We start from the raw sequence: 13,835 nt of genomic DNA on the forward strand, positions 1-13,835 counted from the left end.
GGTGACCAAGGTCAGCGGCAGGGCATCAAAACAGCCGTTTTGTTGCATCCCGCACACATCAACGCGCCGCAAACAGGAAACATCCCCCTTCTTTGTTAGCGATAGCCGCTGAAATATGGTCATTTAACATCACATCGCTATAATATCGGCCTGCAAACCTGATACTAACAACGAAGGAATTATCATGAGCCTGAACCTGGTACCGGCCGGCAAGAGCCTGCCCGACGATATCTATGTCATCATCGAAATCCCGCAGAATGCCGACCCGATCAAATACGAAGTCGACAAGGACAGCGGTGCTATTTTCGTCGATCGCTTCATGTCTACCCCGATGTTCTATCCGTGCAACTACGGCTACGTGAACGCGACCCTCTCTCTGGATGGTGACCCCGTCGACGTACTGGTTCCGACCCCCTACCCGCTGTTGGCCGGTTCCGTCATTCGCTGCCGCCCGGTTGGCGTGCTGAAGATGACCGACGAATCTGGCGAAGATGCCAAGATCGTTGCAGTACCACACTCCAAGCTGACCAAGCAGTACGACCACATCCAGGATGTGAACGATCTGCCGGAACTGCTGAAAGCCCAGATCCAGCACTTCTTCGAGCGCTACAAAGAGCTGGAAGCGGGCAAATGGGTCAAGGTGGAAGGTTGGGGCGACAAGGCCGCTGCCGAAGCCGAGATCAAGACCTCTGCCGAGCGTTACGCTGCCAAGTAAGCATCACTCGGTTTGTAAAAAAGGCGCCTTATGGCGCCTTTTTTGTCGGTGTTTGCGGTAGCTGACCGGCCGCATCTCCGGCAGGATTGCCCTGAATGTATATTTCATGACCATCTTTCTGGTAGGGACGATAGTAATCACCGCCACAGCGATAGCCGCCGCCCGGCTGGCTCATCAGCTCGCAGTTGACCGGCAACACCTCCAGCCACTTGATGGCCTGCTGGTAGCGCAGCCACTCCTGCCATTCGTGCTCGCGCGCCAGCTGATCACGCAGGGCAAAGGTATCCGCAATGGACATCCCCTTGTTGACGATCACCTGACCCGCCATGGCTGGCAGGCTGAGCAGCCCAAACAGCACTATGATCCAAGGCTTCATAACCCCTCCAGAGTGACTTAATTTCACAATTAAATTAAAAGTCACATCAATCTGTTATCCAGATCACAAAACGAAACATCACCAAAGTGGTGCCGGCTCACCTAGTTGTTAATTATCGTCCACGGCAGGAAGCACCACCATGAAGCTGACCCCCGCGCTATTGCTCAGCCTCACTCTCAGCACCACCCTTGGCGCCACAAGCAACGCCAGCGAAATCAACATGAGCTGGCAGTGGCAATCCACCGATGGCCAGCGCAAGCACTTCCAGCTGACCACCGACGATCAGGTGATGGCCGCCAGTCGCCACGAGATGAGCCTGCTGAAGGCCTCTCTCACCAATCCGCTGGAGACCCTTTACGCCTATATCAGCCCACGGCTCTACAACAGCATCAACCTGATCAATCAGAGCAGCCCCGAGACCGCTACCAAATTTCGCAATCTGGAGCAGGCCTTCACCCTGCGGGACGACAGCATGGAGTCGCTGCTGTTCTGGCAAGCCTACCAGCAGTATCAGGAGGATGCCTTCTACCAGATGAGGGTGATCCCCTGCGTCCATCCGGCCAATCGCAAACTGCCTTGCGTGCGACCCGATTACTCCCAGCTCTTCTACCACTTCAAAGGGCACCTCAAGCCGCTGGCGCAGCAGTTTGCGGCCAAGGATCTCGCCACCAGCGTCAGCCTGCTGCAGGAGTGGCTGAACGCCATCCCCACCCAGCCGGAGCAGCTGGATCACTTCGCGCCGCCGCTACAGGCACTGCAAGATAACAAGGCCGACAGCGACGAGAAGGCGCTGCTGATGGCCAGTCTGCTGGCGGAGCTGGCCCCGCAATATGTGCTCAGCATCATCTATCCGGATATCAGCATCGGCAGCGTCTCCCCTGCCTGGCTGGCCATTACGGCAGACAGTGGCGTACCCGGTGATGTGGTGGTGATCAACAATCAGCGCCATGTGCTGCTGACCGGCTCGTCCCTGCTGGCCCAGCAGATGACCATGGCCAAGATCCCCCTCATCAGCGAGTCGCTCTACTGACGCAGACAGCTCAGACCAGCCGCCAATTCATTGATTTTTATCGATGTCATGCCATCCTAGCCGCCCTTGCCAGCCAACCACCTGACTGGCGGGGCGCCGACGCTTCTGAATTGCGATCTTATTTAACACTTTTTAAACAGATCCGATCAGTTTAGGATGAAGCTCGCCCATTCCCTCAATCCGAAACTCGTTATAACATAACAAATGGAGTGTCATCAGGATGAAACATCTCGTACTTACTTTGGCGCTGCTGCCATCTCTGGTCTTTGCTCACAACTTCAAGGATGGCAACCCGGTTCCGCTGGTCAATGTCAGCGACAAGGGTGAGCTGGTACTGAACGGCAAGGATATCGGCTACCAGCCGTGGCAGAGCACCTCGCTCACCGGCAAGGTGTTCCTGATCCAGCATATTGCCGGTCGCTCCAGTGCCAAGGAGCTGAACGCCCCGATGATCGAGGCGATCAAGGCCGCCAAGCTGCCGCAAGACAAGTACCAGACCGTTACCGTCATCAACAGCAATGACGCCATCTGGGGCACCTCCGGCTTCGTGAAGAGCAGTGCCGAGGACAGCAAGAAAGAGTTCCCCTGGTCCGCCATGGTGCTGGATGCCAAGGGCATGGCGCGCAACGCCTGGGATCTGACGCCGGAAAGCTCGGCGATCATCCTGCTGGATAAAGAGGGCAAGGTGCTGTTTGCCAAAGATGGCCAGCTCGATGCCAACAATATTGCTACCGTGATGGGGCTCATCAAGTCCCATCTCTAAGTCAGAGAGAAAGGGCGCTGATAGCGCCCTTTCCATAAGGGTCTATGGGTCGTATCAAGCTGAAAATCTGGATCTTGCTGCTGGGCTGGTTATGGCTGCAGCCTGCCCTTGCCCGGCACCAGTTTGAATCCGCCCTGCCCGGCCACGACGACCATCACTGTCTGGTCTGCGCCCTCCATCTGGATGGCAAGCAGGTCATCACCGCTACCCCCTATTGTTTCCCCAGTTCGACCTCTGTTTTGCCCGCTGTTGCAATAATGCAACGCTCGGCAAATACCGCCACGCTTCACAGCTATGCCATCCGTGCGCCGCCCGCCTCTGCTTTTCTCTATCCCTTTGTTTAATTTCGCTATTTGTTTTGAAAAAGGATTAAAGATGAAAGCAGTTACTCTGTTGCTGGCCGCAGCGGCCTTTGGCGCACACGCAAATCACGACGAACACGAGAGCCACAGCCACGGCGCCCACGAGCATGGCCACGGCCACCTCAATCTGGTGGTCGATGGCGACCAGCTGATGATCGAGCTGCAGGCCCCTGCCGCCGATCTGGTAGGCTTCGAGCACGCAGCCAAAAGCGATGAAGAGAAGGCGCAATATGCCAAGGCTATCGCCCGCCTCCAGCAGCCTGATGCCCTGTTCCGCTTCGACCCGGCCGCTGGCTGCAAACTGACCCAGCAGGAGCTGCAAGCCGCCAAAGAAGAGCACGACCATGACCATGACCATGACCATGACCATGACCATGACCATGACCATGACCATGACAAGGCTACCAGCGACAAACATGAAAACCACCATGATCATGACGAAGCGGGTCACGCCGATATGGGCGCCATGTACACCTACACCTGTGCCACCCCGGCCAAACTGACCGGCCTTGAGGCGACCCTGTTCAGCGTCTATCCGAGCCTTGAGAAGCTGAGCGTGCAGGGGATCCTGCCCACCGGCCAGACCGCAGGCGAGCTGACCCCGTCCGCCAACAAGCTGAGCTGGTAACGCCATGAAAAAAGCCGTGGTTGAGATCCGCGATCTGGCCTTTGCCTGGCCAGGTGGCGACGCTGTACTCGATCTGCCCGCCCTCACCATCCGCGAGGGTGAGCGGGTCTTTATCAAGGGCCCATCGGGCTCCGGCAAATCGACCCTGCTCGGGTTGCTGGCCGGGATCCAGACCGCCAACCACGGCACCCTGGAGGTGCTGGGCCAACCATTGGCCCGGCTCTCTGGCCGTGCCCGTGACCACTTCCGGGCGGCCAATCTGGGTTATATCTTCCAGCAGTTCAATCTGCTGCCCTTTCTCTCGGTGCAGGACAACGTGACCGCTGCCCTCACCTTTTCGCCCGCCAAACGGGCTCGCCTGCAAGGGAGTCCGGAGCAGGAGGCGCGCCGTCTGCTGGCGGAGCTGCAACTGCCGGATGACGCACTGCATCGCCCCGTCCATGCCCTCAGCATCGGCCAGCAGCAGCGGGTTGCTGCCGCACGGGCGCTGATCGGCTCGCCGCCACTGGTGATCGCCGACGAGCCCACCTCGGCCCTCGACACCGACAACCGGGCGGCCTTTATAAAGCTGTTGTTCGAGGAGTGCGACAAGCAGGGCTCGACCCTGATCTTCGTCAGTCACGACCCTTATCTCGAACCCCTGTTCCCGCGGGTCGAAAACCTGCAACAGCTCAACCGGAAGGCATCATGCTAAAGCTCGCCCTACAAAGTCTCTGGGCCCGCCGCCTCACCGCCGGGCTCACCCTGCTGGCCGTAGCCATCAGCGTCACCCTTCTACTCGGGGTGGAGCGGGTGCGCACCCAGGCCCGCGAAAGCTTCTCCAATACCGTCTCGGGGACCGATCTCATCGTTGGCGCCCGCTCTGGTCAGGTGAACCTGCTGCTCTACTCGGTGTTTCGCATCGGCAACCCCACCAACAACGTGGGGTGGGACTCCTATCAGGCCATCAAGCAGAAACCCGGCGTCGCCTGGACCATCCCGCTTTCCCTTGGTGACTCCCACAAGGGATTTCGGGTTCTCGGCACCAATGGCGACTACTTCACCCACCTGAGGTACGGTCAGCAACAGTCGCTGCAACTGCGGGAAGGGCGACCGTTCGAGACGCCGTTTGAAGCGGTACTCGGCGCCCAGGTGGCCGAGAAGCTCGGCTATCACCTTGATCAATCCATCGTCATCGCCCACGGCGCTGGCAACACCTCGTTCAGCCAGCACGACAATCTGCCATTCAAGGTGGTGGGTATTCTGGCGCCGACCGGTACGCCCATCGATCGCACCATCCATGTGCCGCTGGCGGGGATAGAGGCGATCCATCTGGGCTGGGATACCGGCCGCCACAGCAAGAACGTAACACCTGAGCAGGCGCTGGCGCAGGATCTCACCCCGAAAACCATCACCGCCTTTATGGTGGGCTTGAGCAACCGGATCCTGGCGTTCCAGCTGCAACGCAGCGTCAACACCTATCCCAAGGAGCCGCTGATGGCGATCCTGCCGGGGGCCGCCCTGCAGGAGCTGTGGAGCCTGATGAGCGTGGCGGAAACCGCGCTGTCGGTGATCGCCGGTTTTGTGGTAGTCGCGGGCCTGATCGGCATGCTGACTACCCTGCTGGCGGGGCTTAACGAGCGGCGCCGGGAGCTCGCCATCTTGCGATCCCTCGGCGCAGGCCCTGCCCACCTGTTCCTGCTGCTGGCGCTGGAGGCGATGGCGCTGACCACGGTCGGCATTACTCTCGGGGTCGCCGTGCTCTATCTGGGGCAGGGGCTTGCCTCGCCCTGGCTGCTCAGCCACTATGGCCTGCAACTGAGTCTGGGGCTTCCGAGCGCCTACGAGTGGCAGTTGCTGGGGGTAGTCTGGCTGGCAGGCATGGTGATTGGCCTGCTCCCTGCTGCACGCGCTTACCGCTACAGCTTGAGCGATGGCATGAGCATTCGCGTCTAGCGAGACGCCCAAAATCGAAACAGAAGGACAGATGATGAAGTGGAAAATTGTGGCGCTGCTCGCCAGCCTGCTGGTGCTGCCCGCCCTGGCCGCCGATTACAAGACCATCGACTGGGATGTGCTCATCCCGGAAGGGGAGAAACTGCTGCCACCGCCCCAGGTCAATCACGAAGATCCCATGTCGGTTCCGCAACCGGTGGGTGGGGTAAACAAGAAGCTGGACAACCAGGATGTGCGCATTCCGGGCTTCGTAGTGCCGCTGGAAGGGGATGCCAAGAAGATCACCGCCTTCCTGCTGGTACCCTACTTCGGCGCCTGCATCCATGTGCCGCCGCCCCCCACCAATCAGGTGATCTATGTGAGCTACCCCAAGGGTGCGCCGGTGGATGATCTGTGGGATGCCATCTGGGTAAAGGGCAAGATGCGCACGGTCAGCTCCAGCCACGAGATGGCCACCGCCTCCTATTCGATGGAAGCGGTCGAGGTGAGTGTCTACGAGGAGTAATCCTCCCGTTGCAAAAAAAGCGGCCTCCACGGAGGCCGCTTTGTTATCTTGGCATCCCGGTTGGAGTAACATTCAGCTCCAGAACCTGTGCGAATGGAGTCAGCATGGCAGACCTCCCCCCCCCGAAAAAAGAGAGTTCGATCCTGAGCAGCCAGGAGCAGACCCTGCGCCTGGCCCGCAGCCGCGGCATCGACGGCATGCTCACCCGCAATACCGACAGCACCTTCGAGCAGCGCGCCACCTTTCGCCATCTGGCGGATCAGGCCGCCCGCCAGCGCAATCTGGAAGCCATCATGGTGATGGCCTCCCGCCACTGCGAAGAGACCGCGGCTGGCGGCGAGATGGACAGTGATTGGCTGACCCGCTTCCTGCAACTGGCGGAAGATATCAGCATGGTGCCGATGCAGCAGCTGTGGGGGCGGATCTTCGCGCTGGAAGTCGCCACCCCGGGCCGCTTCTCCATTCGGGCGCTCGCCACCCTCAAAGAGATGACCCAGCGCGAGGCCCAGCTGTTCCAACGTATCTGCTCACTGACTTGCCACTACACCGGCAGCGACGAGCAGCGACTGCTGCTGGGGCTGCACAAGGGGGCCAGCCTGCTGAGTCGTGCCAAGGCAACGCGCCTTGGCCTTGGCAAATACCGACTGCCCTACAACGCCCTGCTGCAACTGTTTGAGCTGGGGCTGCTGCATCGCGCGGAGCTGGAGTCCGGCCCGCTGCCCGCCGATGGGGTCGAGCTGGAGTTTGGCAACCAGCGCTGGCGGCTGCAGTGCAAGCAGAACAACATCACCCTGCTCTACTACCGCCTCACCCCGGTGGGCAACGAGCTCGCCCAGCTGCTGCAAGAGTCGCCGCTGGAGGAGTACCTGCAGGATCTGAAAACCGTGCTGGTGCAGGGTATCCAGATTGAAGTGATGCAGCTCGTCAGCCCCCCCTCCTCACCCGCTCCCGACCCTCTCCCCTGATCTCTGGCGGGGCAGCGGATGCCCCGTCGGTTCATGGTTCCTTCGCATCAAGCTGCTGGCTTCCAGCTCATGGGCTTGCCCAGAATAGGTTGCAAATTGCAGATGCCGCAGAGGCACACCCCGTCAGATCCGTTGCATATTGCAAACAGCAACGATCTTTTCCTGCCAAAACGACACTAATAACACATCAATCATTAGCTTTTGCCAGCTGGCCCGCCCTTTGCACATGTCTTGATGAAGATCAAAATTTAACCATCACGGCTCGGGAGCAAGGCCATGAGAATCAATCAACCGGTTACCCAAAGAGAACGTCTCTATCCAGACCACCAGAGCCTGATTTCCACCACGGATCTGGAGAGCCGCATCACCTACGCCAACGATGAGTTCTGCGAGATAGCAGGCTTCCAGCTCGACGAGCTGGTGGGGGAACACCACAATCTGGTGCGTCATCCTGACATGCCGAAACAGGCCTTTGCCGATCTGTGGAACCATATCCGCGAAGGCAAGAGCTGGATGGGGCCGGTGAAGAACCGCTGCAAGAGTGGCGATCACTACTGGGTCAGCGCCTTTGTCACCCCCATCAAGGATGCCAGCGGCCGGGTGGTGGAGTATCAGTCGGTGCGCACCGCCCCGAGCGAGGAGATCAAACAGCGGGCCAAGAAGGTCTATGCCGACCTTCGCAACAACAAGCTGCCGCTGGCGCTCAAGCTGCCCACCTTCTCCCATACCCTGACCATCAACCTCTGCCTGCTGCTGAGCCTGCTCGCCATGTTTGCGCTTGGCTACAACCACGACATGAACTGGCAACTGGCGCTGGTCGCCCTGCCGCTGGCGATAGCGGCCATCACCCTGAATGCCCTCTCCCGTCGACTCGGCAAGCTCAACAAGATGGCCCGCAGCCGCTTTGACAACCCGCTGATGCAGCTGCTCTACACCAACAAGGTGGACAACATCGCCGCCATCGAACTCTCGATGGTGATGAATCAGGCCGAGTTCAACGCCGTGCTGGCCCGCACCCAGCAGACTTGCAGCAAGATCCTGCAGGCCGCCGAGGGGGATCTGCGCAACGCCGAATCCATCACCGACAACCTGCAACAGCAGCAGGCCGAAACCAATCAGGTAGCCACTGCCGTGACCGAAATGTCGGAATCCATTCGCGAGGTGTCACAAAGCTCGACTGACTCCTCCAGCCTGCTGGATGAAACGGCCGTGCTGTTCAAGAGCGGCAACAGTAGCGTGGCCGAAACCGTGGCCGCCGTGGCGGGCATGAACAGCGAGCTGACCACCTCCAAGAGCGTGATCAGTGCGCTGGTCGGCCACTGCCGCGATATCGACGGCATTCTGGATGTGATCAACAACATCGCCAACCAGACCAACCTGCTGGCCCTCAACGCCGCCATCGAAGCGGCCCGGGCTGGCGAAGCGGGTCGCGGCTTCTCGGTAGTGGCCGACGAGATCCGCACCCTCGCCATCAAGACCCAATCCTCGACCAGCGAGATCCAGAAGATGATCACCGAGCTGCAAACCAGCGCCGGGGATGCAGAACAGGCGATGGAGAAGGGCTGCCAACTCTCCGAAAGCTGCCAGCAAAAAGCCTCGGCGACCGGCACCATACTCCAGCAGATCAACGATATGTTGCAGCAGGTGGCCTCCGGCAGTAGCCAGATTGCCCAGGCGGTGCAGGAGCAGTTCCACGTCACCGCCGAGATCAACCGCAACGTGCTCAGCATCAAGACCCTGGCCGATGACTCCAGCGTCGGCAGCCAGCACGCCGTGCACGGCATCACCCAGCTGGTAAACCAGTTGAGCGATCTAGACCGGCTGGTACGCCAGTTCCAGAAAGGGGCGCCGGCAACCCAGAGCCGCTACGAAGTGGCCACTACCCGCGCCGTGCCGGTTCGCCAAGCCAGATAACCACTACCCAAACAATCACCGCAGAAAAACCCTATGGGCCTTTGGGCCCATAGGGTTTTTTAATGCCCGCCAGCAAGAGGACGACACTCTCGCTTCACTGTCCGATTTCCCTCTGCGCTGATGGGCCCAAGCGGTTGAGCGACCACATTTAAACCCATTACTGATTAATTTATTGATCTTACTCAGAAAATGGTCCGCTTGCGCTTTTCACTCCAGCCCCGTTCGGTAACATAGCCGCTTGGCAACCTCTCGCAGGAGTCAGCCATGAGTCAGGCCAATGCCAAAACGCAGGTAAAAAGCAGCAGACTGGAGGCTGTAATTCAGGGGCGGTAGCGTGGTTTTTGCAGATTGGCGCAGAGCATAGCCAAGCCCAATAAACGAGGACGGTCAGGCCAACCAGAGCGGGATAAATATGGATTTGGTTGATCGGTAAAACTAATTTTCAAATACGTTTCGCGGTAAACGTTGGGCTTCACTTCGTTCAGCACCAACCTATGATGTTTTAACCAAACATACGAGATACCCATCAAGCCAAGCAGCATTCTACGCTGCTTTAAAATTGGTGAGCGCCCCATATTTTTAACAAGATAGAGATAATAAGATGAAGAAAGATATTTATGTTTTTATTCGTTACCCACTAATTGTCGAAGCTAGTGGTCCTGTTAGCTATGAATGGCGCAGTGTTCAAGTAGATAAATTGCAAGGTAAATTACTTGATTATGCTGTCGCATATGTTACCGATGGAATTTCAAATATTGAAGTGACGTTTGATGTTTCTCTTCGAGGAATTGAGAGAGTAATTGTTACCAATGACGATAAACGCTATGAATGGGACCCCATAAATAACATGCAGCAAGCAAAAAGTGTAATACCAGAACTAGGTGATAACTGCGACGATGTTGTTAACAAGCTAAGGCAGTTGGTGAGGCTTGGTATTGGTGAAGAATTTAAGTTTAAAGTTCCGGTCCAAAATAGCTAACAAAACGTTCCAATTCAACTTTGCATTATGCATTCATATTCGAGACGTATTTAAGATGAATGAGAAAGAAATTTTATCTAGATTTATGGATGACCGCATCCCAACATGGCCTTGCCCAGAATGCGGGGCCAACTCGTTAGCTAGTCAAGAAAATGGCTTTCAGAAACAGTATAGGATGCCGATTGACCCCAATCATCCCGCTTTTGAGCCAGAATCGATTGAGTATGTATTCAGTCTAAATTTAAAGTGCACAATTCCAGATTGTGGGTGTGCTGTTATGTGCGTAGGTACAGGTGATGTATCTCAAGAATACTTAGATGATGGCTCGGGCGGATGGGATTGGTTTGATAATTTTGAAGTGACATATTTTCAACCTCCACTTCAAATATTCGTCCCCCCTAAAGACACGCCATATTGGGTAAAAAAGGCTTTATCAACATCATTTTCAACATACTTTAGCTCACCTAGTACAAGTTTAAGTACATTGCGTGCAGCGTTGGAAGTCTTGCTAGGAGAAATGGAAGTCGCGTCAGTTGATGAAAAAGGAAACTTTTTATCTTTAGCAAAAAGAATCTCATCTTTACCTGAAGATTATCGAAAAATAATTGAGCCAGCTAATGCAATTAGATGGTTGGGTAATGATGGTACTCATGCTGGATATCAGGTTAGAAAATCAGATGTGGTCGATGGATATAAAATTTTCTCTCATATTCTAAATGAGTTATATCCCGAAAAGAAAGCATCTATAGACACATTAGTGGCCCGCATCAATGAAGCGAGAGGGGTCGCAAGGTAGGCATAACAAAGAGCTATTGGAACCCCCACCTGTACAGCCCGTAGGTTCGAATAGCGCAGCGTATTCTGACAATCGCGAATAACCCCGCCGCGATATAAGCAAGGATCGGAAGATCCTTTTGCGGAGTTACGATCGCCCCCCTTGAGGTGGGTCAAGACTTGCCGGTGCCACTATAAGCTGGATTTATTGGTTTTCCGACAATGACCCAACTTTTGCTTATAGTGGTGGTCGCCAGCCCATAAGCGCCTGTGGTGGCCAACTGACCGGCCGCCGGGCGCTTGTTATAGGTTCTTCCGATCCAACTACAGGTAATTCCCCTGCCGCAGGGCAGTCAACAACTCCCCCACCAGCGCCTCCACCGATTTACCAGCATTCAGCAGATGAATTTCCGGCTGCTCCGGCGCCTCATAGGCGGAGTCGATACCGGTAAAATTCGTAATTTCCCCTGCCCGCGCTTTTTTATAGAGCCCCTTGGGGTCACGCTCTTCACAGACGGCGAGCGGCGCATCGACAAAGACTTCGACAAACTCCCCTTCGCCCAAGAGGCTGCGCACCAACGCCCGCTCGGCACGGAACGGCGAGATAAAGGCGGTGAGCACGATAAGGCCCGCATCCACCATCAGTTTTGCCACCTCGCCAACCCGGCGGATATTCTCCTGCCGCGCGGCATCATCGAAACCGAGATCGCCACAGAGGCCGTGGCGCACATTGTCCCCATCCAGCAGATAGGTGTGCTTGCCTTGTGCCGCCAGCGCCTGCTCCAGCGCCCCCGCCAGGGTCGATTTACCCGCCCCCGAGAGCCCGGTAAACCAGATCACCAGCGGCTTTTGCCCTTTCAATTCGGCCCGGCTCTGTTTGTCCACGGCATGCTTGTGCCACACGATATTGCTCATCCCACACTCCTTGATTGGCGCTTACGCCTCAAAACTTAAACTGTCCGGCACCACGGGGAGCCGCCTCGGACTATCAGCCGACAACGTGCTGGTGCCATGGTATTGCTCATCCCACACTCCTTGCTTGGCGCTCACGCCTCAAAACTTAAACTGTCCGGCACCACGGGGAGCCGCCTCGGACTATCAGCCGACAACGTGCTGATGCCATGGTATTGCTCACCCAACACGCCTTGATTGGCGCTCACGCCTTAAAACGGAAACAGCAGGGGCACCATCACAATCACCCCGAGGCTATAGGCCAGCGAGACCGGCAGGGCCAGCTTGAGGTAGTCCGGCATCTTGTAGTTGCCCGCGGCATAGACCATCAGATTGGTCTGGTAGCCGTAGGGCAGGATAAAGCTGGAGCTCGCCCCGAACAGCACCGCCAGAATAAACGGCATGGTCGAGACATCCATGCTGAGCGCCAGCTGGTAACCCATGGGGAAGGCCAGCGCGGCCGCTGCGTTGTTGCTCATCAGCTCGGTCAGCACCAGCGTAAACACATAGATACCGATAAAGGCGATGATGGGGCTGGCACCGTTGAACTCCCCCATCAGCCAGTCGGCGATAAGCTTGGCCAGCCCGCTCTTTTCCAGCTGATCGGCGATGGCCAGCGCCCCACCCACCACCAGCCAAATATCGAGCGGGAAGCGGCGGCGGATCTCGTCCAGGGTCAGAATGCGGGTGAGCAGCAGCGCCACCAGCATCAGCAGCAACCCCTTGAACAGCGGCACCAGATCGAATACCGAGAGCGCCAACACCCCGAGAAACCCCAGCACCACGGCGGCGCTGCGCTTGCCATCGAGGCGGGTGGAGGCTTCCAGCCCGCTCACCACCACAAACTCCCGCCCCAGCGATTTGTTGCGGGCAAACTGGGGGCCAGGGGCCAGCAGCAGAGTATCACCGGCGTGCAGTTCAATCTGGCCGAGGCCACCGGTGAGCTGGGTTTCGCCGCGGCGCACCGCCAGTACCACCGCATCGAAGTGGGTGCGAAATTCGGCATCCTTGATGGTCTGACCCACCAGCCGCGAGCTGTGGCTGACGATCACCTCCACCAGATGCTGGCCGTTGAGGCGGTGCTGGCCGTAGAGATCCAGCCCCTTCATCTCCTGCAATACGCCGACGCTCTCCACATCGCCGCAAAAGAGCAGCACGTCCCCTTCGTGCAGTTCGTGTTCCGGCTGCACCGGGCAGATCACCTGCTCGCCGCGAATGATTTCCGCCAGATAGAGGCTTTTCAGGCTGCGCAGGCCGTTCTCCTTGACGCTGCACCCCGCCAGCGGCGAACCGGCGCCCACCTTGGCTTCGAGAAAATAGCCGGATTCGCGGCTCATCTCGGTATCCTGCTCCGGCAGGTGACGGGCAAACAGCAGCACGGCCACCAGACCGGTCAGCAGGGTGCCCGCCCCCACCATAAAGAAGTCGAACATGCCGAGCGGCGGTGCCCCCATCTTGATGAGGAAGCTGTTGACGATAAGGTTGGTGGAGGTTCCGATCAGGGTCAGCACCCCGCCAAAGGTGGCCGCGAAGCACATGGGCAGCAGCAGCCGCGACGGCGCATGGTTGGGGTTGCGTTTGACCGCTCCCAGCATGGAGGCCACCACGGCGGTGTTGTTGACGAACGCCGACAGGAAGGCGGTGGAGAACCACACCTTCACCAACACCTTGTTGAATGAACCCGTGCCCACCAGATTGGCGAACCAGCTCATGATGCGGGTCTTCTCCACCGCCAGCGACACCAGCAGCAACAGCACCAGCGTCAACAGAGCACTGTTGGTGTAGCCCGCCACCACGGCATTGATATCCGCCAGCCCGCTCAGGTAGGTGATGAGCACGGCGCCCGAGAAGAGCAGCGCCGGGCGGAGTTTGCCCTGGATCAGCAGGGCCACGAGAGCAGCCAGCAGACCCAGCACCAGGAATTGTTGCCAGGTCATG

Annotated in this window: 15 protein-coding genes; 12 read left to right on the forward strand and 3 right to left on the reverse strand. The window is 57.7% G+C overall.

Annotated elements, in window-relative coordinates; genetic code table 11:
- The first annotated feature begins 184 nt into the window (after nt 1-184).
- Nucleotides 185-715: an inorganic diphosphatase gene (gene ppa, locus ACTG2G_RS07445; protein ID WP_005335667.1), complete on the forward strand. Its 531-nt coding sequence runs from the start codon at nt 185-187 to the stop codon at nt 713-715.
- Nucleotides 716-743: 28 nt separating this feature from the next.
- On the opposite strand, the gene ACTG2G_RS07450 is transcribed toward ppa, so the two are convergent.
- Nucleotides 744-1,091 (reverse strand): hypothetical protein, encoded by a 348-nt coding sequence (locus ACTG2G_RS07450; RefSeq protein ID WP_421387017.1) that lies wholly within the window; start codon nt 1,089-1,091, stop codon nt 744-746.
- A gap of 139 nt (nt 1,092-1,230) precedes the next feature.
- Here ACTG2G_RS07450 and ACTG2G_RS07455 point away from each other — a divergent pair, with 139 nt between their 5' ends.
- From ACTG2G_RS07455 to ACTG2G_RS07505, 11 genes are all read left to right on the forward strand, one after another.
- On the forward strand, nt 1,231-2,121 hold the full coding sequence (locus tag ACTG2G_RS07455; protein WP_005354684.1) for a hypothetical protein: 891 nt from the start codon (nt 1,231-1,233) through the stop codon (nt 2,119-2,121).
- A 220-nt stretch (nt 2,122-2,341) separates the two neighbouring features.
- A complete protein-coding gene (locus tag ACTG2G_RS07460; protein WP_005343253.1) occupies nt 2,342-2,884 on the forward strand; it encodes a YtfJ family protein in 543 nt (180 codons plus the stop codon).
- 44 nt (nt 2,885-2,928) lie between these two features.
- Nucleotides 2,929-3,228 carry a DUF2607 family protein gene (locus ACTG2G_RS07465; protein ID WP_204385066.1) on the forward strand — a complete coding sequence of 100 codons (300 nt, stop codon included), beginning with the start codon at nt 2,929-2,931 and terminating at the stop codon, nt 3,226-3,228.
- A 31-nt stretch (nt 3,229-3,259) separates the two neighbouring features.
- Nucleotides 3,260-3,874, forward strand: coding sequence for a DUF2796 domain-containing protein (locus ACTG2G_RS07470; protein WP_421387016.1), 615 nt, complete (start codon nt 3,260-3,262; stop codon nt 3,872-3,874).
- A 4-nt stretch (nt 3,875-3,878) separates the two neighbouring features.
- The gene (locus ACTG2G_RS07475) at nt 3,879-4,568 is read left to right on the forward strand and encodes an ABC transporter ATP-binding protein (protein ID WP_115521732.1); all 690 of its coding nucleotides are present in this window, start codon (nt 3,879-3,881) and stop codon (nt 4,566-4,568) included.
- On the forward strand, nt 4,562-5,809 hold the full coding sequence (locus ACTG2G_RS07480) for an ABC transporter permease (protein ID WP_245148394.1): 1,248 nt from the start codon (nt 4,562-4,564) through the stop codon (nt 5,807-5,809). The genes ACTG2G_RS07475 and ACTG2G_RS07480 overlap by 7 nt, the downstream gene beginning before the upstream one ends.
- A gap of 31 nt (nt 5,810-5,840) precedes the next feature.
- Complete coding sequence (locus ACTG2G_RS07485) at nt 5,841-6,314, forward strand: DUF3299 domain-containing protein (RefSeq protein ID WP_026034852.1); 474 nt, start codon at nt 5,841-5,843, stop codon at nt 6,312-6,314.
- A gap of 104 nt (nt 6,315-6,418) precedes the next feature.
- Nucleotides 6,419-7,279 carry a TIGR03899 family protein gene (locus tag ACTG2G_RS07490; protein ID WP_064341696.1) on the forward strand — a complete coding sequence of 287 codons (861 nt, stop codon included), beginning with the start codon at nt 6,419-6,421 and terminating at the stop codon, nt 7,277-7,279.
- A 276-nt stretch (nt 7,280-7,555) separates the two neighbouring features.
- The gene (locus ACTG2G_RS07495) at nt 7,556-9,193 is read left to right on the forward strand and encodes a methyl-accepting chemotaxis protein (RefSeq protein ID WP_439985334.1); all 1,638 of its coding nucleotides are present in this window, start codon (nt 7,556-7,558) and stop codon (nt 9,191-9,193) included.
- A gap of 601 nt (nt 9,194-9,794) precedes the next feature.
- Entirely contained in the window at nt 9,795-10,172 is a 378-nt protein-coding gene (locus ACTG2G_RS07500) for a hypothetical protein (protein ID WP_439985335.1), read from the forward strand.
- A gap of 55 nt (nt 10,173-10,227) precedes the next feature.
- A complete protein-coding gene (locus tag ACTG2G_RS07505; protein WP_439985336.1) occupies nt 10,228-10,968 on the forward strand; it encodes a DUF4145 domain-containing protein in 741 nt (246 codons plus the stop codon).
- 302 nt (nt 10,969-11,270) lie between these two features.
- Here ACTG2G_RS07505 and cysC read toward each other — a convergent pair whose 3' ends face one another.
- Both cysC and ACTG2G_RS07515 read right to left on the reverse strand, forming a co-directional pair.
- On the reverse strand, nt 11,271-11,861 hold the full coding sequence (cysC, locus tag ACTG2G_RS07510) for an adenylyl-sulfate kinase (RefSeq protein WP_425890819.1): 591 nt from the start codon (nt 11,859-11,861) through the stop codon (nt 11,271-11,273).
- 248 nt (nt 11,862-12,109) lie between these two features.
- On the reverse strand, nt 12,110-13,834 hold the full coding sequence (locus ACTG2G_RS07515) for an SLC13 family permease (protein ID WP_439985337.1): 1,725 nt from the start codon (nt 13,832-13,834) through the stop codon (nt 12,110-12,112).
- Between the last annotated feature and the right edge of the window lies 1 nt (nt 13,835).

This window comes from Aeromonas sp. 55A, assembly GCF_051919665.1.
GTDB classification, from domain to species: domain Bacteria; phylum Pseudomonadota; class Gammaproteobacteria; order Enterobacterales; family Aeromonadaceae; genus Aeromonas; species Aeromonas veronii.